Source organism: Pantoea sp. YU22, assembly GCF_003970755.1.
Classification (GTDB): Bacteria; Pseudomonadota; Gammaproteobacteria; order Enterobacterales; family Enterobacteriaceae; genus Pantoea; species Pantoea piersonii.
The window spans coordinates 105,343-128,873 of the sequence record NZ_RYDU01000013.1 but is presented as its reverse complement, the minus strand read 5'-3'; the positions used below and the strand labels follow the sequence as shown (position 1 = coordinate 128,873).

The following is a 23,531-nucleotide window of genomic DNA, read 5'->3' as shown; positions in this document are numbered from 1 at the left end:
CGATGCGTTGAGCTAACCGGTACTAATGACCCGTGAGGCTTAACCTTACAACGCCAGAGGCGTTTTGTGAGACGCGAATTTTCAGCTTGTGACGGATCAACTCTGCGCGGCCCGGCGAGGCGGCGCGGAGACAGAATTTGCCTGGCGGCCTTAGCGCGGCGGTCCCACCTGACCCCATGCCGAACTCAGAAGTGAAACGCCGTAGCGCCGATGGTAGTGTGGGGTCTCCCCATGCGAGAGTAGGGAACTGCCAGGCATCCATACGCGATAACCCTGACCTGACGGTCAGGGTTTTTTGCGTTTAGGCCGCAAAAAAACGCGCTGCAAAGATCATTATTCAGCGCGTCGCGTCTTTTATGTCTTACTCAGCCACTCTGCAATAAAAGCAGTAATCTCTTCCGGACGATTCAGGTCCAGCAAAGGCACCTCTACTTCCAGGCGACTGTCGCTGGCCACAGCAATAACGTGCTCATCCAGCAATGGCGAAACATCTTCTTTTACGCCTGCGCGCCACAGAATGATTTTCGGCACCGGTTCATCTTTAAATCCTTCAACCAGCACGACATCCAGCAAAGCCGGATCCATATGGCTGACCAGATAATGCAAATCGAGCGCAGCGCTCTGCGGCGTCTCGCACATCAGCGCCCAGCGCTGCGAGCTGGCGACAATAACCTGATCGGCGCCCGCTTTTCGCAGCAGATAGCTGTCTTTACCCGGCGTATCGATCTCCATCTGATGATGCGTATGTTTTATCAGCCCAGGCCGGATGCCTCTCGCTTTCAGCTGCGGGATCACCTGCTGCAACAGCGTGGTTTTTCCGGTTCCGCTCCAGGCGGCAATAGCCAGTAAGGGCAGCGTCATTCAGCGTTCTCCCCGAGATCTTCAGGCGTATTGACGTTACGGAAAGGGGCTTCATTCTGGCTTACCTGCACCGCATGTCCGCCCTGCTCACGCAAAAACTGCATCAAGCGTCGCTCCCCGCGCTGCAGGTAATCAGCCAGCGGCTCAGCCAGGCTGCGGTGCAATAAAGCCAGCGCAGGGTGATCGCGCTCGGCCGAACGCGCCCAGACTGCTGGCGCTTTTTCTCTCTGTCGCCATAGCTGATCTATGTAATCGACGGGCACAAATGGCGTATCGCAGGAACAGAAGGCGACCCATTCCGTTTCTGCGGCGAGGAGAGCGCTCAGCATGCCCGCAAGCGGCCCTGGATAATCGGGCAGAGTATCAGGGATGACCGTACAGCCGCTCAGCTGATACCGATCAAGGTTACGATTGGCGCTTATCATGACAATGTCGACTTGCGGCCTGAGCCGTTGAAGAACATGCTGATAAAGCGGGATGCCGTTAAACAGCACCAAACCTTTATCCTGACCGCCCATACGACGCCCTTGTCCGCCGGCCAGAATAACGCCGGTTAATGCTGTCATGCCGATACCCCTGTTTAAAGGCTTATAACAAACCTGTTATGAGGAAAAATAGATGAAATATCATCGCCTGAATGAACTGCTCGAGCTGTTACGGCCTGCATGGCAACAGGAACCCGATCTTAACCTTATGCAATTTTTACAAAAACTGGCGCAGGAATCTGGTTTCAGTGGCCCATTAAGTGAATTAACCGATGACGTATTGATTTACCATCTGAAAATGCGTGACGCAGACAAGTATGCGGAAATTCCGGGCCGACAAAAAGATTATGAAACGGATTTTAAAACCGCGCTGCTGCGCGCTCGCGGTGTGATTAAGGACGACAACTAATGCTATGCTTGCCGGCTCCTTGCAAAGACAGTAACGGGTAATACCATGGATGCCGCTTTTAACTTCCAGACGCTTAATCCTGACGCCATCCTTGATGCGCTGTGGGAGACAGGTCTTAGGGTTGAGTCTGGTTTAACCCCGCTCAACAGCTATGAAAATCGGGTTTATCAATTCAGTGATGAAGACCGGCATCGCTACGTCGTGAAGTTTTACCGCCCGCAGCGCTGGAGCGCGGCGCAAATTGAAGAAGAACATCGCTTCACGCACGATCTGCAAACTGACGAAGTGCCGGTTGCTGCGCCCCTTGTTCTACAGGGAAAAACACTTCACACCCATGCTGGCTTCTTTTTCACTGTTTTTCCCAGCCTTGGCGGTCGTCAGTATGAAACGGACAATGATGAGCATCTGGAGTGGGTAGGCCGCTTTCTGGGGCGCATACATCAGACCGGACGCAAACAACGCTTTGAACAGCGTCCTACTATGGATTTAGAGGAGTACCTGCATCAGCCGCGCGCTGAGCTGGCAAGCAACGCTCTGGTGCCCGCCTCTCTGAAGGCCGCTCTGTTGCAGGCTGTCGATAAGCTTGGCGTCGCCTTGCAGCAGCGCTGGCATCACAGCTGGCAGCCGCTGCGTCTGCATGGCGATTGTCATCCGGGCAATATCCTGTGGCGCGACGGGCCGTTATTCGTCGATCTCGACGATGCGCGTAACGGGCCGGCAGTGCAGGATCTCTGGATGTTGATCAACGGCGATCGTCAGGAGCAGCGTATCCAGTGGGATATTTTACTGGAGGCTTATACTGAATTCAGTGATTTTGATATTAATGAATTGTCACTGATTGAGCCTTTACGCGCTATGCGCATGGTTTATTATCTGGCCTGGGTTGCGCGCCGCTGGCAGGATCCAGCTTTCCCCCGTGCTTTTCCATGGATGACGGACGAGGATTTCTGGCGCAGACAGATTTCGCAATTTACCGAGCAGGAGAAGTTGTTGCAGGAACCGCCGCTACAGCTGACCCCGCAATTTTAAATAGAGAAGTCAGGAGAATTTTTCACAATGAAGAAAATATGGTTTGCACTGGTTGGTTTAGTGCTGGCGTTCAGCGCTTCTGCTGCCCAGTTTACCGATGGCCAGCAATACGTCAGCCTGCCGAAGCCTCTTGCTGGCGAACCGCAGGTGATGGAGTTCTTCTCCTTCTTTTGCCCACACTGCTATCAGTTCGAGCGTATTTATCACATCAGCGATGCCGTGAAAAAGAATCTGCCCGCTGATACTAAAGTCGTTAAATACCATGTCGACTTTCTGGGCGGCGATTTCGGTCCGGTAGTCACCCACGCATGGGCGGTTGCGATGGCGCTGGGCGTCGAGGATAAAGTAACTGCCCCTCTCTTCGATGGCATTCAGAAAACCCAAACTATCAGTGATGCAGATAGCCTGAAGGCCGCCTTTATTAACGCGGCAGGTATCTCTTCTCAGGAATATGATGCCGCCTGGAACAGCTTTGCCGTAAAAGCGCTGGTTGCGCAGCAGGAAAAAGCGGCGTCAGATGTCGATCTGCGCGGCGTACCGGCAATGTTCGTTAACGGTAAATATATGGTCAATAATGGCGGTCTCGACACCAGCTCTATGGATAACTTTGTCGCGGAATATGCCAACGTCGTGAAGTTCCTGGTCAGCCAGAAATAACCCGCGTACTTTCCGCCTGAAAACGCCGACATTGTCGGCGTTTTTTTATGGCCGAAATTATTTAGCAAAATAGTCCATTCGCATCCTTCTAAATTTAATATCCACATAAGCCACTCCCTGTGTAGAAAGGCATACCCTGTCACGGTAATAAAATAATCCATTGATTTTTATGTGTTTAATAAATAATGCCGACATTTTATACCGCAGAGCGTAAAGCGTTATGATTTTTGCGCACAAAGTTATCCACAGAAAGATCCTTGCGATCCGTGCCGTAAAACCGTGAAAAAATCGCGACGTGGACGGCCTGCGTTCAACATTCTGCTCAAGCTGTGGCATCCTTATAGTCCAATCCATGGCAACGAAGATTACACAGACTTATGGCGCAAATTGCAGAAAACCCCCTGATTCTGGTTGATGGCTCATCCTACCTTTACCGCGCTTACCATGCGTTTCCGCCGCTTACTAACAGCGCAGGAGAGCCTACCGGCGCGATGTATGGTGTGCTCAACATGCTGAAAAGTCTGCTGACGCAATACAATCCAAGCCACGTTGCCGTGGTATTTGATGCCAAAGGCAAAACCTTCAGGGATGAGCTGTTCGAACACTACAAGTCACATCGCCCGCCAATGCCGGACGATCTGCGCGCGCAAACGGCACCTTTGCACGAGATGGTAAAAGCGATGGGCTTGCCGCTGCTGGCGGTAAGCGGCGTTGAGGCGGACGACGTGATCGGTACGCTGGCGCTGCAGGCGGAGAAAGAGGGCCGCCCTGTGCTTATCAGCACCGGCGATAAAGATATGGCGCAGCTGGTCACGCCGAACATTACCTTAATCAACACCATGACCAACACCATTCTCGGCCCTGAAGAGGTAGAGCAGAAATATGGTGTGCCGCCAGCGCTGATCATCGACTTTCTGGCGATGATGGGTGACAGCTCGGATAACATTCCTGGCGTACCGGGCGTCGGCGAAAAAACCGCACAGGCGTTGCTGCAGGGGTTAGGCGGCATGCGCGCCATTTACGATAACCTTGATAAAGTCGCCGAGCTCTCTTTCCGCGGCGCGAAAACCATGGCGGCGAAGCTGGAGCAGAACCGCGAAGTGGCATTCCTCTCCTATCAGCTTGCCACCATCAAAACCGACGTCGAGCTTGAGCTTACCTGCAGCGAGCTGACGGTTGCTGAACCGAACGTTGCGGCTCTGCAGGAGCTGTTCGGTCGTTACGAATTCAAACGCTGGCTGGCCGATCTTCAGGACGGCAAATGGCTGCAGGGAAAAAAGAGCAATCTGAAAGCGCAGCAGGCGCTGCCTGACGAAGGATCCGCTAAGCCAGAGGCGACCAGCGTGCTCGCTTCAGACGGCTACGTCACTATTCTCGATCAGACGACCTTTGATGCCTGGCTGGAGAAGCTGAAACAGAGCGATCTCTTCGCGTTTGATCTGGAAACCGACTCGCTCGATACGCTCAGCGCCAACATCGTCGGCATCGCGCTGGCCGTCGCGCCGGGAGAAGCCGCCTATTTGCCGGTCGGCCACGATTATCTTGATGCGCCGGATCAGCTGGATCGCCTTGAGGTGCTGGCGCAACTCAAACCGATTCTGGAAGATAGCAATGCCCTGAAAGTAGGCCAGAACCTGAAGTACGATCGCGGCGTCCTGAAAAATTACGACATCGAACTGGGCGGCATTAAGTTCGATACCATGCTGGAATCCTATATTCTTAACAGCGTGGTGGGTAAGCACGATATGGATAGCCTGTCGGCCCGCTGGCTAAATCATAAGACCGTGACTTTTGAAGAGATCGCCGGCAAGGGCAAAAACCAGCTGACTTTCAATCAAATCGCGCTGGAGCAGGCGGCGCATTACGCGGCGGAAGATGCGGACGTCACGCTCCAGCTGCACCTGAAAATGTGGGCGGAGCTGGAGAAAGAGGCGGGTCCGAAGAAAATTTTCGAAGAGATTGAAATGCCGCTGGTGACGGTGATTTCACGCGTCGAGCGCAATGGCGTGCTGATCGATCAGGGCATTCTGGCGCAGCACTCAAAAGAGCTGACGCACAGGCTGGCGGAACTGGAGCAGAAAGCGCATGAGCTGGCGGGCGAGCCTTTTAATCTTTCGTCCACTAAGCAGCTACAGACGATTCTGTTTGAAAAACAGGGCATCAAACCGACCAAAAAAACGCCTGGCGGCGCGCCCTCTACCAGCGAAGAGGTGCTGGCGGAACTGGCGCTTGATTACCCGCTGCCGAAAGTCATTCTTGAGCATCGCGGCCTGTCGAAGCTTAAATCAACCTATACCGACAAGCTGCCGCAGATGATCAACCCGCTGACTGGCCGCGTACATACCTCCTACCATCAGGCGGTAACCGCAACCGGGCGTCTCTCCTCTACCGATCCTAACCTGCAGAACATCCCTGTGCGCAATGATGAGGGGCGCCGCATCCGTCAGGCCTTTATCGCAGGGAAAGGCAACCGCATCGTGGCGGCGGACTACTCGCAGATTGAGCTGCGTATCATGGCGCACCTGTCGCAGGACAAAGGCCTGCTGGACGCTTTCGCGCATGGCGAAGATATTCACCGCGCCACCGCGGCAGAAGTATTTGGCGTTGCGCTCGACAAAGTGAGCGGCGAGCAGCGCCGCAGCGCGAAGGCGATTAACTTCGGCCTGATTTATGGCATGAGTGCGTTCGGTCTGTCGCGTCAGCTTAATATCGGCGCGGGTGAAGCGAAAAGGTATATGGATCTCTACTTTGAACGCTATCCCGGCGTGCTGCGCTATATGGAAAACACGCGCCAACTTGCAGCCAGCAACGGTTATGTCGAAACCCTGGATGGACGCCGCCTCTGGCTGCCGGACATCAAATCCAGCAATGCTATTCGCCGTAAAGCCGCCGAGCGCGCGGCTATCAACGCGCCAATGCAGGGTACGGCGGCGGATATCATCAAGCGCGCAATGATTGCGGTCGACGAGTGGCTGCAACAGCAAAACGATGCCGCGGTAAGGATGATCATGCAGGTGCACGATGAACTGGTGTTCGAAGTGCAGAGCGATGCAGTCGAGTCCGCAAGCCAGCAGATCCGTAAGCTGATGGAAGGCAGTATGAAGCTCGATGTCCCGCTGCAGGTTGAGATCGGCGTCGGAGAAAACTGGGACGAGGCACACTGATTGATGTTGCTCATGCCGGGGAGGGAGACGGCTCTCCGGTCTGCGCGGCACATAAGAAAAAAGTCTGTTTAACCGATTCAGCCAGAGAGTGAAATTGCGCGTTTTCTAACTACTTATCGGTTAAGCATTTTTTTCGTAATTAAACTACAGTCAGAGGCTATTTTTGTGATGAACGCATGAAAAATCATGTCGTTTGATGAAAACTAACTACAAAAAAGCCTTTGTACGTCAGAAAAAATCAGGTAAAGTTCGAGGCGTAGGGTACAGAGGTAAGATGTTCTATCTTTCAGACCTTTTACTTCACGTAATCGGATTTGGCTGAATATTAGCCGCCCCAGTCATTATATGACTGGGGCGTTTTTTATTGGGCTTTTGCTCAGCGCAGCGAGCGACATTACTCACTTTCTACGCGTCAGCCGACGCATCCTGCGCAGGCGCTAATTCGTTAAACCAGACATCCAGCTTCTGACGCAACTTGTCGACGCCCATCTTCTTCAGAGAAGAGAACATCTCCACCTGCACATCGCCCGTAAAGGCCAGCGAGGCTTCGCGTACCATATTGAGCTGCGCTTTGCGCGCGCCAGAGGCGAGCTTATCCGCTTTCGTCAGCAGCACCAGTACCGGAATCTGGCTCTCTACCGCCCACTCAATCATCTGCTGGTCGAGATCTTTTAACGGGTGACGAATATCCATCAGCACCACCAGGCCTTTTAGCGCTTCGCGTTTTTGCAAATATTCACCAAGCGCGCGCTGCCATTTACGCTTCATCTCTTCCGGCACTTCGGCGTAGCCGTAGCCAGGCAAATCCACCAGGCGTTTACCGTCGGTGACTTCAAACAGATTGATCAGCTGTGTGCGCCCAGGCGTTTTACTGGTGCGCGCCAGACTTTTTTGGTTGGTCAGCGTATTCAGCGCGCTGGATTTACCCGCGTTCGAACGCCCGGCGAAGGCAACCTCAATACCTGTATCGGCAGGTAAATGGCGGATATCAGGGGCGCTGAGGATAAAATGGGTAACGTGATAATTCAGTGCAGACAAAGTTTAACTCCAGAGACGAATACGGGCATTGGCGCTGATTATACGCGTTATGACGCAAAAGTGCCCGACAGCATCGATTGTCAGAGTTTTGTAAGATATTTGCCATAAACGTTGCCCGTTATAACCCGTTTTAATGAAAAACCTGAAAAATAAAGATATTAAAAATCAATCTATTAACAATATTCAGCTGTTAAAATGCGCAAATCAGTCCGTGACTGGGTTGTGGCTTCCGCAGGTTGGTCTACATTATTGGGCAGTGCAAGGCAGCACCCATCAGGAAGATGTGCTCAGGAGCGTCGGGATGACCGCGAGCGGAGGAAGGGAAACGGTCAGGGATTGCGGGCCGGAAAAGGACAGGGAGTAGCTCAGGAATTGAGCAGGCGCGGGATCAACCGGGACGTTGCGAGCCAAAATGGATTAAAAATATGATTCCTTCTGCGGAAGGTGTGAAATAAGGCGACAGCATCAGGCTGTCGCCTTTTTTCTTTGTTCGCTTTCTGCTAGATTTCGCCGCAATTCCGTACCTTCCGTTATCAGACGAGCTTGTGAAGAGGATACGTACTTTCAGGTGCGCATCGCCGACAAAAAAGCCGCGTCAAGAGTGAGGGGTATATACTGATACTGATTAAAAACGTTGAGACCGAACATCATGAAGCAACCTGTACGCGGCGCGCACGGTAAACCGGCAAGCAAAACAAAACGCAAATCGCGTGAAGAACTCAATCAGGTCGCGCGCGATCGCAAGCGCGACAAAAAGCATCGCGGCAATGCATCGGGCAGCCGCGCCAATCCTGAAACCAGCGCGGGAAAATCTGGCCAGGGCAATAAAGCCAAAGACCCGCGTATCGGCAGTAAAAAACCGATTCCGCTGGTGGCGGATGGCGCAACGGTCAGCGCGCCAGTAAAAAAAGCGGCGAAGCCGGTCGCGCCAAAAGTGCGCCTCAGTCCGGAAGAGGAGCTGGCGCAGCTGGAAAACAGCGAGCGTCTGGATGCGCTGCTGGATCGCATGGAAAATGGCGACACGCTGTCGGCGGAAGAGCAGGCATGGCTGGATGAAACCCTGGATCGCATTGACGAACTGATGGAGCAGCTCGGCATCAATATGGATGACGAGGCAGAAGATGAGCAGGCCGAAGAAGATATGTATCGCCTGCTAAAAGGTAACTGAGTTTTTGATCGGCATGCGCTCCGGCGCATGCCGCGCCAGACAGGTAAATCGTTATGTTTTGGCCTGGATCAATTTTAGCGCTGCTGCTGACATGTTATCTCCTGCTGTTATTGGCTAAACTACGGCGCCTGTCGCGTCTGAAGTCACGTTTACGTCGGGTTCAGTCCCGCCCACCTTTCCTCTCTTCTGCATCGCGACCTTCTCTCAGACGTCACCGGAAGGAGTAAGCATGTCTTTGCAACCCGTCTCCTGGGATCAGCGACTTATTGAAAAGTACAATTACGCTGGCCCGCGCTATACCTCTTATCCCACTGCGCTTGAGTTCAGCGACAGCTATGGCGAAACGGATTTTCAGCGCGCCGTGGCTCGTTATCCTGAGCGGCCGCTGTCGCTCTATGTTCATATCCCGTTCTGCCATAAGCTCTGCTACTTCTGTGGCTGCAATAAGGTTGTGACGCGCCAGCTGCATAAGGCCGACCGCTATCTGGACGCGCTGGCGCAAGAGATTCGCCATCGCGCCCCCTTGTTCCGCGATCGACGCGTCACGCAGCTGCACTGGGGCGGCGGCACACCGACCTTTCTCAACCATGAGCAGCTCTCCCGGCTGGTGGCTTTGCTGAGAACACACTTTAACCTGGCCCACGATCTTGAAATGTCGATTGAGGTCGATCCGCGTGAAATCGAGCCTGACACTATCTCGCATCTGCGCCAGCTCGGCTTTAACCGGCTGAGCATGGGCGTACAGGATTTCAATAAAGCGGTACAGGAACGCGTTAATCGCGTACAGGATGAAGAGGCGATTTTTGCCCTGATGGCGCGAGCGCGCGAGCAGGGCTTTCACTCCACCAGCATCGATCTCATCTACGGTTTGCCGCTGCAAACGCCAGAGAGCTTCGCCTATACGCTACAGCGCGTGATTGCGCTTAATCCGGATCGGATGAGCGTGTTCAACTATGCGCACCTGCCCGCATTGTTTGCGGCGCAGCGTAAAATCAAAGAGCAGGAGCTGCCGTCGGCGCAGCAGAAGCTGGAGATCCTGCAGCAGACCATCGCTACGCTGACCCGGCAGGGCTATGAATTTATCGGCATGGATCACTTTGCGAAGCCGCAGGATGAGCTGGCGCAGGCGCAGCGCGCAGGGCTGCTGCATCGCAATTTCCAGGGTTACACCACGCAGGGCGACAGCGATCTGCTGGGCCTCGGCGTTTCCGCCATCAGCATGATCGGCGACAGCTACGCGCAGAATGAGAAAGAACTGAACCGCTGGTATGACGCGGTGGCGACGCGCGGAGAGGCGCTCTGGCGCGGCGTGGCGCTCAGCAGGGATGATTGCCTGCGTCGCGACGTTATCAAAAGGCTGATTTGTAACTTCTCGCTCGATTTCCGCGCCATCGAAGCGCAGTACGCGATTCGTTTCTGCGACTACTTTGCTGAAGATTTAGCGCTGTTACAGCCGCTGGCAGAGGATGGGCTGGTGGAGCGGCGCGCCAGCGGTTTGCAGGTCACTGGCGCAGGCCGTTTGCTGATCCGCAACATCTGTATGTGCTTTGACTTTTATCTGCGGCAGAAGGCGCGCCAGCAGCAGTTTTCGCGCGTGATTTAAGGCGAGCATATGCCTGCGCGGATGACGAGGCGATGACAGAGATGCGCCCCGTCATCCGCTTGCAGCACTGCGATCAGTTAAACAGGTTGACCATAATGGCGCACAGTACGGCCGCGACAGCAGCCTGCGGCGAATGGCCGGCAGCGCTGCCGATAACGGCGACATTATGCGAAATCATGTGAAGAAAGGATTCTAACATCGTTCATCTCCCGATAGCCGCCCGTATAATACTGAACGGCATCGGTGTGTAAAGCGGGACAAGGCGAAAAAGCGTACAAAAAGTTGCCCGTTCGCCCGCGCCGTTACTCCATGCCCAGCTCTTTCAGTTTGCGAGTGAGGGTGTTGCGTCCCCAGCCCAGCAGTCGTGCCGCTTCCTGCTTGTGCCCTTGCGTATGACGCAGCGCAGTCGTCAACAGCGTGCGCTCCATCTCTGGTTGCGCTTCAGAGAGCAGATTTTGATGACCGGAACGCAGCGCGCGATCGGCCCACTGCGCCAGCAGCGTCGCCCAGCTGTCCGGCAGCGACTGCACCGGATTTTCCGGCGTGCTGGACTCGAACAGCTCAGGAGGCAGATCTTGGATCAGCACTTCCTGACCGGCCGCCATCACCGTCAGCCAGCGGCAGGTATTCTCCAGCTGGCGCACATTGCCTGACCAGTGCAGACGCGTCAGCGCTGCTTCGGTTTCCGGATGGAGGATTTTCGCCTCAACGCCCAGTTCGCGCGCCGCCACCTGCAGGAAATAACGCGCCAGGCGGGGAATATCCTCACGGCGTTCACGCAGCGGCGGCAGATGAACGCGGATCACGTTCAGGCGATGGAAGAGATCCTCGCGAAACTTGCCTTCCTGCACGCGCAGCTCCAGATTCTGGTGCGTGGCTGCAATAATGCGCACGTCGACTTTTACCGGCGCATAGCCACCGACGCGGTAAAACTGCCCGTCAGCCAGGACGCGCAACAGACGCGTCTGTACGTCGAGCGGCATATCGCCGATCTCGTCCAGGAACAGCGTGCCGCCGTCCGCCTGCTCGAAACGGCCCTGACGAATCTGGTTTGCGCCGGTAAAGGCCCCTTTTTCATGGCCGAACAGCTCAGATTCGATCAGATCTTTCGGGATGGCCGCCATATTCAGCGCGATAAAGGGCGCTTTGGCGCGCGGGCTGTGACGATGAAGTGCATGTGCGACCAGCTCTTTACCGGTGCCTGATTCGCCGTTGATCAGCACGCTGATCGACGAGCGCGACAAACGACCGATAATGCGGAACACGTCCTGCATCGCCGGCGCTTCGCCGATAATATCGGTGGTCGGGCCGCTGACTGGCTGGTTACGCGGCTGCTGCTGCTCCTGATAGTGACTGATAGCGCGTTCAACCAGCGCCACGGCTTCATCAATATCAAAGGGCTTTGGCAGATAGTCGAACGCGCCTTGCTGATAAGCGCTTACCGCCGCATCCAGATCGGAGTGCGCTGTCATAATGATGACCGGCAGCATCGGATGACGCTGTTTAATCTGTTTCAGCAGCGCCAGCCCATCCATGCCCGGCATGCGGATATCTGACAGTAAAACGTCTGGGGTTTTGGTCGAGAGCGCGTCCAGCACCTCACTGGCGCTGTCGAACGTGGCACAGCTTAACCCGGCTCCAGTAAGCGCGCGTTCAAGCACCCAGCGGATGGAGCTATCGTCATCGACGATCCAGACTATCCCTCGTTGCATAGAAACCTCACTGGCGTATAGGCAGGTAAACCGAAAATTCGGTGTGTCCAGGCCAACTGTTAAATTCAATTTTTCCTGAATGCTGATCAATCAGGCTACGGGCGATAGAGAGACCCAGGCCGGTGCCGCCTTCGCGTCCACTCACCATTGGGTAGAACAGCGTATCCTGTAGCTGGGCCGGAATACCCGGGCCGTCATCCTCAACGTCGATGCGCGCCGCCAGCCGGTAGCGCGTGCCGTGCAGCGTGAGCTGAAAGGCGGTGCGGGTGCGCAAAATAATAGTGCCGCCATCTTTGCCCAGCGCCTGCAGCGCGTTGCGCACCACATTCAGCAACACCTGCTCAATCTGATCGGGATCGTGTGGCAGCTCCGGCAGGCTGGGATCGTAATCGCGCACCAGCGCGACATTTTCCGGCAGCTCCATCGACACCAGATTTACTACGCGCTCCGCTACCTGATGAATGCTCTGCGTAATATGCATGCCAGGCTGCTGCGGGCCGAGCAGTCGATCGACCAGGTTACGCAGGCGGTCCGCCTGCTCGATAATGACTTTGGTGTATTCGTTTAGCGACGGATCGGGCAGGGCACGAGATAACAGCTGCGCCGCGCCGCGTAGTCCGCCGAGCGGATTTTTAATTTCATGCGCGAGTCCACGCACCAAATCGCGCGCCGCGACCTGCTGCGCATGCTGAAGCTGCTCCTGGCTGAGACGGCGCTGGTTATCCATCGGCGCCATCTCCAGCAGAATAAAGCTGTCCGGCAGCCGTTGCGCCGTCAGCGCCATTACATGCGCGCGGCCATCGACCACCAAAGTCACTTCGCTGTCGGTAAAACCCTGGCCAGCCTCCAGATTCTCGCGCATTACCTCGATATTCAGCGAAAAGTAACCCGTCAGGTCGGGCAACGGCGTGCCGAACAGTTTGCGTGAGCTTTGCGCCAGTAACTGCTGCGCCGCCGGATTGGCATAGTGAATGACCAGTTCGTCGTCCACCAGCAGGATACTGTTTATCAAAGAGTTGAGAATTTGCCCCGCGTCGGGCAGGGAGCCAGTTGCCATACAGCGTTCCTCTGCACTAATTCAGTGCATTATACTCTTCCGCGCCTGTTTCCAGACGGCTGAACGATGATTTCGCGGCGAAAAAAGCCCATCCGGAGATGGGCTAAAGTTTCCACGGCAACAAAAATCTTCTGCGCCTTGCGCGTCGCCGCTGCGTTAGCAGCCTCGGGATCTTTCCTGTTGCCACCTGGAGCGGCAACGCGACCTGTGCAGAATAAAGATTAAACGCTGTAGTACAGTTCGAACTCAACCGGGTGCGGCGTCATGCGAACGCGATCGTTCTCAACTTTACGCAGTTCGATATAGGCATCGATGGCATCGTCAGTGAATACGCCGCCGCGGGTCAGGAACTCGCGATCTTCGTTCAGCGCGTTCAGCGCTTCTTCCAGCGAACCTGCAACTTTTGGAATCTCCGCCTCTTCTTCCGGCGGCAGATCGTACAGGTTTTTATCCATCGCATCGCCCGGGTGGATCTTATTGATCACGCCGTCCAGGCCAGCCATCAGCAGCGCGGTGAACGCCAGGTACGGGTTAGCGGCCGGATCCGGGAAGCGTGCTTCGATACGACGCGCTTTCGGGCTGGCAACAACCGGGATACGGATAGAGGCGGAGCGGTTACGGGCAGAGTAAGCCAGCATAACCGGCGCTTCGTAGCCAGGTACCAGACGCTTATAGGAGTTGGTGGTCGGGTTCGCCAGGGCGTTGATCGCTTTTGCGTGCTTAATGATACCGCCGATGTAGAACAGCGCGGTTTCAGACAGGCCGCCGTATTTGTCGCCTGCGAACAGGTTTACGCCGCCTTTAGAGAGCGACATATGGCAGTGCATGCCAGAACCGTTATCGCCGAACATCGGCTTCGGCATAAAGGTCGCGGTTTTACCGTAGGCGTGCGCGACGTTATGCACGACATATTTGTAGATCTGAATTTCGTCCGCTTTTTTGGTCATGGTGTTGAAGCGGGTCGCCACTTCGTTCTGACCTGCGGTCGCTACTTCGTGGTGGTGCGCTTCAACAACCAGGCCCATCTGTTCCATGGTCAGACACATGGCGGAGCGGATGTCCTGCGAAGAGTCGACCGGCGGAACCGGGAAGTAGCCGCCTTTCAGACCAGGACGGTGGCCTTTGTTGCCGCCTTCGTACTCTTTGCCGGTGTTCCAGGCCGCTTCGATATCATCGATAGCGACATGCGAGCCGGAGGTAGAAGAGCCGAAACGAATATCGTCGAACAGGAAGAATTCCGGCTCCGGTCCAAAGAGTACGGTGTCGGCGATGCCGGAAGAGCGCAGATACTCTTCAGCGCGTTTGGCGATGGAGCGCGGGTCGCGATCGTAGCCCTGCATTGTGCCTGGCTCGAGGATGTCACAACGGATGATCAGCGTCGGGTCTTCGAAGAACGGGTCCAGTACCGCAGTCGTTGCGTCCGGCATCAGCACCATGTCTGATTCGTTAATGCCTTTCCAGCCGCCGATAGAGGAGCCATCAAACATTTTGCCTTCTTCGAAAAAGTCAGCGTTAACCTGGTGAGCAGGGATAGTAACGTGCTGTTCTTTACCTTTGGTATCGGTAAAACGCAGGTCAACAAACTTAACTTCGTGCTCGTTCATCATCGAGAGAACGTGTTCAGCGGACATACTCAACTCTCCTGGAAAGGGTCATTATCATCGTGGTGAGTGGCTGCGTCGTCTGAATTCCAGTGTGTCTGACCGCCATTCCCAACCAACCGATCTCGGCAAGCTCTGCAACTGTCGTGCAACTGCTGTTTTCGCTTAAAAAAGATAAAGCGAATTTTATGCCAACTTTTTTCAAAGCGACTAAATTGGGCCTGTGCGCACTCTTTTGTTGCCGGGGAGATGCACCAGTCTGACTTTTTTGCACCAAAAGCGTGCTTTGCCGGCAAATTTAAGCACCAATATGGTGCATTACTCCAACTTAGTGCATTAAGTGCACCGCAGCCAGCGCAAATTTCCGTCAGTGCAATAAACTTCAGGTGAGAAGTGTGATCGTGTTCAGTATCCCGCTTAATCCGTGTACAATAGCGCGCTATTTCTAATGCCTGAGGCAAAGTTGTGATCGAAAATTTGCGTAACATCGCCATCATCGCGCACGTAGACCATGGTAAGACCACCCTGGTTGATAAACTGCTGCAACAGTCCGGTACCTTTGACGCGCGTACCGAAGCGACTGAGCGTGTGATGGACTCCAACGATTTGGAGAAAGAGCGTGGGATTACCATCCTCGCTAAAAACACCGCCATCAAATGGAATGACTACCGTATCAACATCGTTGATACCCCAGGACACGCCGACTTTGGCGGTGAGGTAGAGCGCGTCATGTCCATGGTGGATTCGGTGCTGTTGGTTGTCGATGCGATGGATGGCCCTATGCCGCAAACCCGCTTCGTGACCAAAAAAGCCTTTGCCCATGGTTTGAAGCCGATCGTTGTCATCAACAAGATTGACCGTCCGGGCGCGCGTCCTGACTGGGTTGTTGACCAGGTGTTTGACCTGTTCGTCAACCTGGACGCAACCGACGAGCAGCTTGATTTCCCGATTATTTACGCGTCTGCGCTGCAGGGCATCGCCGGTCTGGATCACACCGACATGGCTGAAGATATGACCCCGCTTTATCAGGCGATCGTTGAGCACGTTTCTCCGCCGCAGGTTGAAGTTGACGCGCCGCTGCAGATGCAGATTTCGCAGCTGGACTACAACAACTACCTGGGCGTGATCGGCATCGGCCGCATCAAGCGCGGTAAAATCAAGCCGAACCAGCAGGTTACTGTTGTCGACAGCGAAGGCAAAACGCGCAACGGTAAAGTTGGCAAAGTGCTGGGTCACCTCGGCCTGGAGCGTATCGATACTGACCTGGCGGAAGCGGGCGATATCGTGGCGATCACTGGTCTGGGCGAGCTGAACATCTCCGATACTATCTGCGATCCGCAGAATGTAGAGGCGCTGCCGGCGCTGAGCGTCGATGAGCCGACCGTAACCATGTTCTTCAACGTCAACACCTCGCCGTTCTGCGGTCAGGAAGGCAAGTATGTGACCTCGCGTCAGATCCTTGAGCGCCTGAACAAAGAGCTGGTGCACAACGTTGCGCTGCGCGTTGAAGAGACTGAAGATGCGGACGCGTTCCGCGTATCCGGCCGTGGCGAACTGCACCTGTCGGTGCTGATCGAAAACATGCGTCGCGAAGGCTTCGAGCTGGCGGTATCCCGTCCGAAAGTTATCTTCCGTGAAATCGACGGCCGTAAACAAGAGCCGTTCGAGAACGTTACGCTGGATATCGAAGAGAACAATCAGGGCGCGGTTATGCAAGCCATGGGCGAGCGTAAAGGCGATCTGAAAAACATGGATCCGGATGGTAAAGGTCGCGTGCGTCTTGACTACGTTATCCCGAGCCGTGGTCTCATCGGCTTCCGTAACGAATTCATGACCATGACTTCAGGTACCGGTCTGCTTTACTCCACCTTCAGCCACTACGACGACATTCGTCCGGGCGAAGTGGGCCAGCGTCAGAACGGCGTGCTGATCTCTAACGGTCAGGGTAAAGCGGTAGCCTTCGCCCTGTTCGGTCTGCAGGATCGCGGCAAGCTGTTCCTGGGTCACGGCGCAGAAGTCTATGAAGGCCAGATCATCGGTATTCACAGCCGTTCTAACGACCTGACCGTTAACTGCCTGACCGGTAAGAAGCTGACCAACATGCGTGCTTCCGGTACGGATGAAGCGACTACGCTGGTGCCGCCGGTGAAGATGACCCTTGAGCAGGCCATCGAATTCATCGATGACGACGAGCTGGTAGAAGTGACGCCGCAGTCGGTCCGTATCCGTAAACGTCATCTGACCGAGAACGACCGCAAACGCGCGTCTCGCGGTCCGAAAGAGTAAGACGTTTCGCCTTGATAAAAAGCCCCGTTTACCGGGGCTTTTTTATTCCTGCCCCCATTCTGATACTGTTTACCCTGTTGCATAGCCCAGCCCGTACCCTGCGCGCGTTAAGCCCGCATGCGCCAGCTTCCATAACGGACTTTTCTCCTGCCTGTTACCTGTTCAGTCCCTGTTTTTGCCGCTAGAGTGAATGATCCAGGGAATCAGAGGAGTAACGACATGTTGTACATTTTTGATTTAGGCAATGTGATTGTTGATATCGATTTTAACCGTGTGCTGGGCGTCTGGAGTGACCTTGGCCGCGTACCGCTGGCGCTGTTGCAAAGCCGCTTCCATATGGATGAGGCATTTGAGCAGCACGAGCGCGGTGAAATTAGCGACGAGCATTTCGCCGCAAAGCTCTGTGAACAGCTTGATATCGCGCTGAGCTACGAACAGTTCGTGGCGGGCTGGCAGGCGGTATTTATGGAGGCGCGCGCCGAGACGCTGGCGCTGATGAATCAGCTGCGCGCCGATGGCCACCGCGTGGTGATCCTCTCTAACACCAACAGGCTGCATACGGAGTTCTGGCCGACGCAATATCCTGAGGTGCGAGCGGCGGCGGACGTGGTCTACCTGTCGCAGGAGTTAGGGATGCGCAAGCCTGAAGCGCGCATCTTTGAGCATGTGCTGCAGCAAGAAGGCTACCATGCCGATCAGGCGATCTTCTTTGACGACAATGCGGATAACATTGCGGCTGCCGAGGCGCTGGGCATCAGGAGCGTGCTGGTCACCGATAGCAAAACCGTGCCGACCTGGCTGGCAAGCCATCGCTGAATGATGACGTCACGCCCCTTTATTTCGAACTGCCACGCCCTCTGGCTGTGGCTCAGGCTGCTGTGGAAACGCATCGACGAGGACAATATGACGACGCAGGCCGGGAACCTGGCCTTTGTCTCTTTGCTGGCGCTGGTGCCGCTGATCGCTGTGGTATTTGCGCTTTTCTCCGCGTTTCCGGTCTTTTCTGAAGTCAGCGTTCAGCTGAAAAATTTTATCTTTACCAATTTCGTTCCGGCGGCGGGCAATGTGGTGCAGCGCTATCTGGATCAGTTCGTCGCTAACGTGCATCGCATGACGGCGCTGGGCGCGGTAGGGCTGATTATCACCGCGCTGCTGTTGATGCATTCGGTCGATACGTCGCTCAACACAATCTGGCGCAGCCATAAGAAGCGTCCGTTGGTGTACTCCTTCGCCGTCTACTGGATGATCCTGACGCTGGGGCCGCTGCTGGCTGGCGCCAGCCTGGCGATCAGCTCCTATCTGCTGTCGCTGCGCTGGGTCAGCGCCAGCGGCGTTTATGGCATCATCGATCAGGTGCTGCGGGTTTTCCCGCTGTTGCTCTCCTGGTTCGCGTTCTGGCTGCTTTACAGCATTGTGCCGACGCGCAGCGTGCCGTCGCGCGATGCCCTTATCGGCGCGCTGGTGGCGGGCGCGCTGTTTGAGCTGGGTAAAAAGGGCTTTGCCCTCTATGTTACGATGTTTCCTTCATACCAGTTGATTTATGGCGTGCTGGCGGTTATTCCAATCCTGTTTCTCTGGGTCTACTGGACCTGGTGTATTGTGTTGCTGGGCGCGGAAATCACCGTGACGCTGGGCGATTATCGCCAGTTGAAACAGCAGGAAGGCGAAAAAGAACGAGAGGTTGCATGATTGCGTTGATACAACGAGTACTCAGCGCCAGCGTAAGCGTAGATCGCACGGTGGTCGGCGAAATCGGTCCCGGCCTGCTGGTGCTGTTGGGTGTGGAAAAAGAGGACGATGAGAAGCGCGCCGAAAGGCTGGCGGAAAAGGTGCTGGGCTACCGTATTTTCAGCGACGAGCAGGGGAAAATGAACCTTAACGTCCAGCAGGCGGGCGGCAGCGTACTGGTGGTGTCGCAGTTTACGCTGGCGGCGGATACGCAGAAAGGGATGCGTCCCTCTTTTTCACGCGGCGCGGCGCCCGATGAGGCGAACCGCCTGTATGAATATTTCAGCGACTGCTGTCGTCGCCAGGGCGTGACCACCGCCAACGGACGCTTTGCTGCCGATATGCAGGTCGCGCTGGTCAATGATGGTCCTGTCACCTTCTGGTTACAGGTGTGAGGCTGGCAGCCGAGCAGCACGGGATCGGCCATGCAGGCTCTGAACGAGAGAACCACTTTATGTATCATCTTCGGGTACCGCAAACTGCGGAAGAGCTGGATATGTACTACCAGTTCCGCTGGGAAATGTTACGCAAGCCGCTGCGCCAGCCTCAGGGTTCGGAGCGGGACGGCTGGGACGCGCTGGCGCACCATCAGATGGTGGTGGACGAACATGGCCAGCCGGTGGCCGCCGGGCGGCTCTATATCAATGCCGACAACGAAGCGTCGATTCGCTTCCTCGCCGTACATCCTTCTGTCCAGGGCAAAGGGCTGGGCACGCTGGTGGCGATGACGCTGGAGTCGGTTGCCCGTCAGGAAGGCGTCAAGCGCGTCACCTGCGCCGCGCGTGAAGATGCGGTCGAATTCTTTGCCAAGCTGGGCTACATCAATCAGGGCGAGATCACCGCGCCGCAAACCACGCCGTTGCGCCACTTTCTGATGATCAAACCGGTGGTGACGCTGGACGATATCCTGCATCGCGCCGACTGGTGCGGGCAATTACAGCAGGCCTGGTATGACAATATTCCGCTCAGCGAAAAGATGGGCGTGCGGATTTTGCAGTTTACCGGCCAGAAATTCATTACCACCATGCCGGAAACCGGCAACCAGAATCCGCACCATACGCTTTTTGCAGGCAGTCTCTTCTCGCTGGCGACCCTGACCGGCTGGGGGCTGATCTGGCTGCTGCTGCGCGAACGCCATCTTGGCGGCACCATTATCCTGGCCGATGCCCATATTCGCTACAGCAAACCGATCACCGGACGTCCGGGCGCGACTGCCGATATTGGCTCCATGAGCGGCGATCTCGATCGACTGGCGCGCGGCCGCAAAGCGCGCGTACGCCTTGAAGTCGAGCTGTTCGGCAATGAGGAGCTGGGCGCAGTGTTTGAAGGCGTCTATATCGTGCTGCCCGCCGATCCCGACGAGCCGCTGGAAGAGGGTGGTTCCGGCGCGCGCATCAACTAAATAAAAAGGGCCGAATCATCGGCCCTTTTGACTGGCGGCGCGGCGTCAGCCTGGCCGCTGGCATGATCGTTTATCTTACCTCGCCCGCCTGCATCTGCTGCTGGATCTGCTGGGTATCGGTGCGCAGCGACAGCGAGCCGTTCGCTGAGGATTTCAGCGGCGCGCCCGCCTTTAGCGAGGCGTTCAGCTGAAGCTGGAAATTGCTGGGGCCGCTTGCCGGCAAAGCGGGCCAGCCCCAGTTTTGCAACACGCTGGCGGGAACCGCCTGGCCCTTCAGCGTCAGCGCGACCGGGCGATCCGGCTGCTGACCGACGCTGGCCGAGCCTTCCAGTAATCCGTTGCCGCTAAAGGCGCTCAGCTCCGTCACCTGAATCTGCCGGTCGTCGGCGTTCAGCGACAGCGACGGATGACGCAGGTCGGCGCGGTTAAAGGTCGCTTCCGCCGCGTTGAGGCTCAGCTTGCCTGACCAGATCCCCCACTGATGCTGACGCGCCAGCAGCAGGTTTTCACCGCTGCCGTCCAGCGAGGTCATCTGGAACGGAAACGCCGGATTGATATCGATAATCAGGTTGCGATTGGAGGTGAGGCGTTTGATCTCCAGCGTATCGAGCCATCCTGGCAGCGTCGCCTGCCAGCGATCGCGCCACGTCTCCGGCAGGGTGTACTCCAGCCCGGCGACCGCCAGATTATTCAGCGTCAGACGTTTATCGCTGCGGCTCCAGCTACCGTCGGCGCGGATGACGCCGTTAGCCCAGCGCGAGCTGAACTGGGTAAGCGCGATGCCCTGCGGCGACAGGTTGAGATTAAGAATCGGATCGTTCAGCTCAAAGCGGCCATTAATAAAGTTGCTGGCATTCAGCGACAGCGAACCGTCGTCGCTGCGCCAGTCGTCGCCTTGCCAGGTGACATTTTTCAGTGTCAGGTCAAGGTCAGTGACCGCCCAGTCCGGGCCCTGAAGCCGGGCATCGGTCATATCCAGACGGTTAATGGTGACGGAAGGCAGCGCCTGAATCGGGCGCAGAAAATCGGTCAGGCTTTGGGTAGTTTGCAGACGAATATCGTTAAGGCGGAGCTGGCGGATCAGCCAGTTGCCCTGTGCGTCGCGCTCGGCGCTGCCGGTCATCGAACCGCGCGCCAGATCGGCGCCGACGTTGCTGAACAGCATACGGCCCTGCGTTACGCTGCCCTGAATCAAGATGTTAGCGCCTGAAACGTTATTGAGCGTCATATCGGCAGCGCTCATTTGAAACTGCGCGTCGCTGCCCAGCATACTCTTCGCGGTGGGTTTCCAGGGCATAATGCCGCCGTTCACCTGAAGAGCCGAAAGCGGCAGCGGGGTATCCGGACTGTCAATGCGCATATTATTCAACTGCAGACGTCCGGCCTGGAAGGGCAGATTGTCGCCTGGCGTCAGGTTCGCCAGATTCACAATGCCGTCGCGCAGTTCGATGCTGCCGAAATTCAGCGGGTCGCTGAACTGCAGCAGGGCGAGGCCGAGATCAACGCGTTTTGCCACGACCGCGGCCGGCTGGCCGTCATGGCCGAAGCTGAAGTTGTCGAGAATGATGTGCGAAGGCGAGGAGAAATTATGCTCGATCTTGCTGAGGGAGAGATGCCATGCGGTTTTATCGCTCACGTAACGACTGAACCAGCCCGCGCCCCATTGCGTTTGCAACAGAACGTAGATCACCACCAGGCTTAGCACCAGCAGCAACAGTACCGTAAGAAAAAACTTTCCAAGAAATTTCATTGCATCCATCCCGCCATCTTTCCGGTCAGTGCTTGTTATGCCTGAATTACCGTTGTAGCTCAACAGCCTGGATGTAAATACGAATAAATAGCAAAGGCGGGCCACGACCCGCCGGAGAGATTACTTTTCCTGCGGGAAGATCAGGTTCAGCACGATGGCGGTGATCCCGCCTGCGGCGATGCCAGAAGAGAGCAGCGTCTTCAGCCAGTCTGGTGCAAACTGCAGGATCAGCGGCTGTTGCGATACGCCCAGACCGACCGCCAGCGACAGCGCGATAATCATAATCGCGCGGCGGTTCAGCGGCTCGCGCGATACGATGCGCACGCCAGAGGCGGCGATGGTACCGAACATCACGATGGTCGCGCCGCCCAGTACCGGTTCCGGAATATGCTGCACAAAACCGCTAACCGCCGGGAACAGGCCAAGCAGGATCAGCATCAGCGCCACCACAAAGCCCACGTAGCGACTGGCGACGCCGGTAAGCTGGATAACGCCGTTGTTCTGGCCGAAGCAGGAGTTCGGGAACGTATTGAACAGGGCGGAAACAAAGGAGTTCAGCCCGTTCGCCAGCACGCCGCCTTTCAGACGTTGCATATAGAGGGGGCCGCTTACCGGCTGCTCTGAGACGTCCGAAGTGGCGGTGATATCCCCGATGGTCTCCAGCGACGTCACCATAAATACCAGCATCAGCGGGATCAGCAGGTTCCAGTCAAAGCCCAGGCCGTAGTAGAGCGGCGACGGTACCGAGAGCAGCGGCTGGCTGACCGGCGCGGCGGCCTGCGGCAGCATATCCATCAGCCAGGCGGCGAAATAGCCGACGGCCATGGCGATAACCAGCGACGCGACGCGCAAATAGGGGTTGCGCTGCCGGTTGAGTACGATGATCACCGCCAGCACTACGCCCGCCAGCAGCAGGTTTTTCGGCGCGCCGAAGCTGTGATCGTTCATGGCGGCGAAGCCGCCGCCAATCGAGGTCAGCCCGACCTGAATCAGCGACAGGCCGATAATCATCACAACAATGCCGGAGACCAGCGGAGTAATGATGCGGCGCGCCAGATGCAGCACGCGCGACAGCACCATTTCGGTACAGGACGCGACCATCAGCGTACCGAACAGCGCGGCCATCATGGTCGGCACGTCAGCGCCGCCGTTTTTCAGCGTCATGCCGCCCATAATTAAAGGCGTAACAAAGTTGAAGCTGGTGCCCTGGATCGACAGCAGGCCTGAACCGACCGGACCCCAGGTTTTAATCTGCAGCACGGAAGCCACGCCGGAGGCGAAAAGTGACATGCTGATAATATGTTGCGTATCCTGCGCAGGCAGGCCCAGCGCCTGACAAATAAGCAGAGCGGGGGTGATGACCGCCACGAACATCGCCAGCAGATGCTGACCAGCGGCAAACAGCGTTTGCGGCAGCGGCGGACGATCTTCAAGACGATAAATCAGCTCGCTCTGGCGCGGCGCGGTTGATTTATTCAGGGTGGCGTCTGGTTGCTTAACGGACATAAAGTGGCTTCCCAATCTGTGAAGAGGGGGATTTTAAACCGCTTATGGCTGAAAGCAATCGTTTGCCACTCTTTA

At 56.1% G+C, this 23,531-nt stretch carries 20 protein-coding genes and 1 rRNA gene; 12 read left to right on the top strand and 9 right to left on the bottom strand.

What is annotated here, in order from left to right; all coding sequences use genetic code 11:
* Positions 1-140: 140 nt before the first annotated feature.
* Positions 141-256: ribosomal RNA gene (gene rrf / locus EKL29_RS17045) — 5S ribosomal RNA — on the top strand.
* A gap of 98 nt (positions 257-354) precedes the next feature.
* Here the strand turns inward: rrf and mobB are convergent.
* Positions 355-861 carry a molybdopterin-guanine dinucleotide biosynthesis protein MobB gene (gene mobB, locus EKL29_RS17040; protein WP_126690280.1) on the bottom strand — a complete coding sequence of 169 codons (507 nt, stop codon included), beginning with the start codon at positions 859-861 and terminating at the stop codon, positions 355-357.
* Complete coding sequence (gene mobA, locus EKL29_RS17035) at positions 858-1,427, bottom strand: molybdenum cofactor guanylyltransferase MobA (RefSeq protein ID WP_126690279.1); 570 nt, start codon at positions 1,425-1,427, stop codon at positions 858-860. The genes mobB and mobA overlap by 4 nt, the downstream gene beginning before the upstream one ends.
* A gap of 52 nt (positions 1,428-1,479) precedes the next feature.
* On the opposite strand from mobA, the gene EKL29_RS17030 reads away from it, so the two are divergent.
* From EKL29_RS17030 to polA, 4 genes are all read left to right on the top strand, one after another.
* On the top strand, positions 1,480-1,755 hold the full coding sequence (locus EKL29_RS17030) for a DUF1040 family protein (protein ID WP_120458148.1): 276 nt from the start codon (positions 1,480-1,482) through the stop codon (positions 1,753-1,755).
* A gap of 45 nt (positions 1,756-1,800) precedes the next feature.
* The gene (locus tag EKL29_RS17025; protein ID WP_120458147.1) at positions 1,801-2,784 is read left to right on the top strand and encodes a serine/threonine protein kinase; all 984 of its coding nucleotides are present in this window, start codon (positions 1,801-1,803) and stop codon (positions 2,782-2,784) included.
* A gap of 27 nt (positions 2,785-2,811) precedes the next feature.
* The gene (gene dsbA, locus EKL29_RS17020) at positions 2,812-3,441 is read left to right on the top strand and encodes a thiol:disulfide interchange protein DsbA (protein WP_120458146.1); all 630 of its coding nucleotides are present in this window, start codon (positions 2,812-2,814) and stop codon (positions 3,439-3,441) included.
* Between the two features lie 377 nt (positions 3,442-3,818).
* Positions 3,819-6,605 carry a DNA polymerase I gene (gene polA, locus EKL29_RS17015; RefSeq protein ID WP_126690278.1) on the top strand — a complete coding sequence of 929 codons (2,787 nt, stop codon included), beginning with the start codon at positions 3,819-3,821 and terminating at the stop codon, positions 6,603-6,605.
* A gap of 405 nt (positions 6,606-7,010) precedes the next feature.
* On the opposite strand, the gene yihA is transcribed toward polA, so the two are convergent.
* Positions 7,011-7,643 (bottom strand): ribosome biogenesis GTP-binding protein YihA/YsxC, encoded by a 633-nt coding sequence (gene yihA / locus EKL29_RS17010; protein WP_120458143.1) that lies wholly within the window; start codon positions 7,641-7,643, stop codon positions 7,011-7,013.
* A gap of 649 nt (positions 7,644-8,292) precedes the next feature.
* Between yihA and yihI the strand changes: the two genes are divergently transcribed.
* Positions 8,293-8,811: a Der GTPase-activating protein YihI gene (gene yihI, locus EKL29_RS17005; protein WP_126690277.1), complete on the top strand. Its 519-nt coding sequence runs from the start codon at positions 8,293-8,295 to the stop codon at positions 8,809-8,811.
* Between the two features lie 229 nt (positions 8,812-9,040).
* Positions 9,041-10,414 (top strand): oxygen-independent coproporphyrinogen III oxidase, encoded by a 1,374-nt coding sequence (hemN, locus tag EKL29_RS17000; RefSeq protein WP_126690276.1) that lies wholly within the window; start codon positions 9,041-9,043, stop codon positions 10,412-10,414.
* 73 nt (positions 10,415-10,487) lie between these two features.
* On the opposite strand, the gene EKL29_RS23015 is transcribed toward hemN, so the two are convergent.
* The 4 genes from EKL29_RS23015 to glnA form a co-directional block, all read right to left on the bottom strand.
* Positions 10,488-10,613: a YshB family small membrane protein gene (locus EKL29_RS23015; protein ID WP_147402120.1), complete on the bottom strand. Its 126-nt coding sequence runs from the start codon at positions 10,611-10,613 to the stop codon at positions 10,488-10,490.
* Positions 10,614-10,716: 103 nt separating this feature from the next.
* Positions 10,717-12,126 (bottom strand): nitrogen regulation protein NR(I), encoded by a 1,410-nt coding sequence (glnG, locus tag EKL29_RS16995; protein WP_126690275.1) that lies wholly within the window; start codon positions 12,124-12,126, stop codon positions 10,717-10,719.
* Between the two features lie 7 nt (positions 12,127-12,133).
* Positions 12,134-13,183, bottom strand: coding sequence for a nitrogen regulation protein NR(II) (glnL, locus tag EKL29_RS16990; protein WP_120458139.1), 1,050 nt, complete (start codon positions 13,181-13,183; stop codon positions 12,134-12,136).
* A 221-nt stretch (positions 13,184-13,404) separates the two neighbouring features.
* Entirely contained in the window at positions 13,405-14,814 is a 1,410-nt protein-coding gene (gene glnA, locus EKL29_RS16985) for a glutamate--ammonia ligase (protein WP_120458138.1), read from the bottom strand.
* Between the two features lie 435 nt (positions 14,815-15,249).
* Between glnA and typA the strand changes: the two genes are divergently transcribed.
* The 5 genes from typA to fabY all read left to right on the top strand — a co-directional run bounded on the left by typA (position 15,250) and on the right by fabY (position 20,200).
* Positions 15,250-17,070, top strand: coding sequence for a ribosome-dependent GTPase TypA (gene typA / locus EKL29_RS16980; protein ID WP_120458137.1), 1,821 nt, complete (start codon positions 15,250-15,252; stop codon positions 17,068-17,070).
* 219 nt (positions 17,071-17,289) lie between these two features.
* Complete coding sequence (gene yihX, locus EKL29_RS16975; protein WP_120458136.1) at positions 17,290-17,886, top strand: glucose-1-phosphatase; 597 nt, start codon at positions 17,290-17,292, stop codon at positions 17,884-17,886.
* A gap of 3 nt (positions 17,887-17,889) precedes the next feature.
* On the top strand, positions 17,890-18,759 hold the full coding sequence (locus EKL29_RS16970; RefSeq protein WP_120458157.1) for a virulence factor BrkB family protein: 870 nt from the start codon (positions 17,890-17,892) through the stop codon (positions 18,757-18,759).
* A complete protein-coding gene (gene dtd / locus EKL29_RS16965) occupies positions 18,756-19,193 on the top strand; it encodes a D-aminoacyl-tRNA deacylase (protein ID WP_120458135.1) in 438 nt (145 codons plus the stop codon). Before EKL29_RS16970 ends, dtd begins: the two co-directional genes overlap by 4 nt.
* 59 nt (positions 19,194-19,252) lie before the next feature.
* On the top strand, positions 19,253-20,200 hold the full coding sequence (fabY, locus tag EKL29_RS16960; RefSeq protein ID WP_120458134.1) for a fatty acid biosynthesis protein FabY: 948 nt from the start codon (positions 19,253-19,255) through the stop codon (positions 20,198-20,200).
* Between the two features lie 70 nt (positions 20,201-20,270).
* Here fabY and EKL29_RS16955 read toward each other — a convergent pair whose 3' ends face one another.
* Together EKL29_RS16955 and EKL29_RS16950 are read right to left on the bottom strand one after the other, a co-directional pair.
* Entirely contained in the window at positions 20,271-21,950 is a 1,680-nt protein-coding gene (locus tag EKL29_RS16955) for an AsmA family protein (protein WP_126690274.1), read from the bottom strand.
* A 120-nt stretch (positions 21,951-22,070) separates the two neighbouring features.
* On the bottom strand, positions 22,071-23,456 hold the full coding sequence (locus EKL29_RS16950; protein WP_120458133.1) for an NCS2 family protein: 1,386 nt from the start codon (positions 23,454-23,456) through the stop codon (positions 22,071-22,073).
* Positions 23,457-23,531 lie beyond the last annotated feature (75 nt).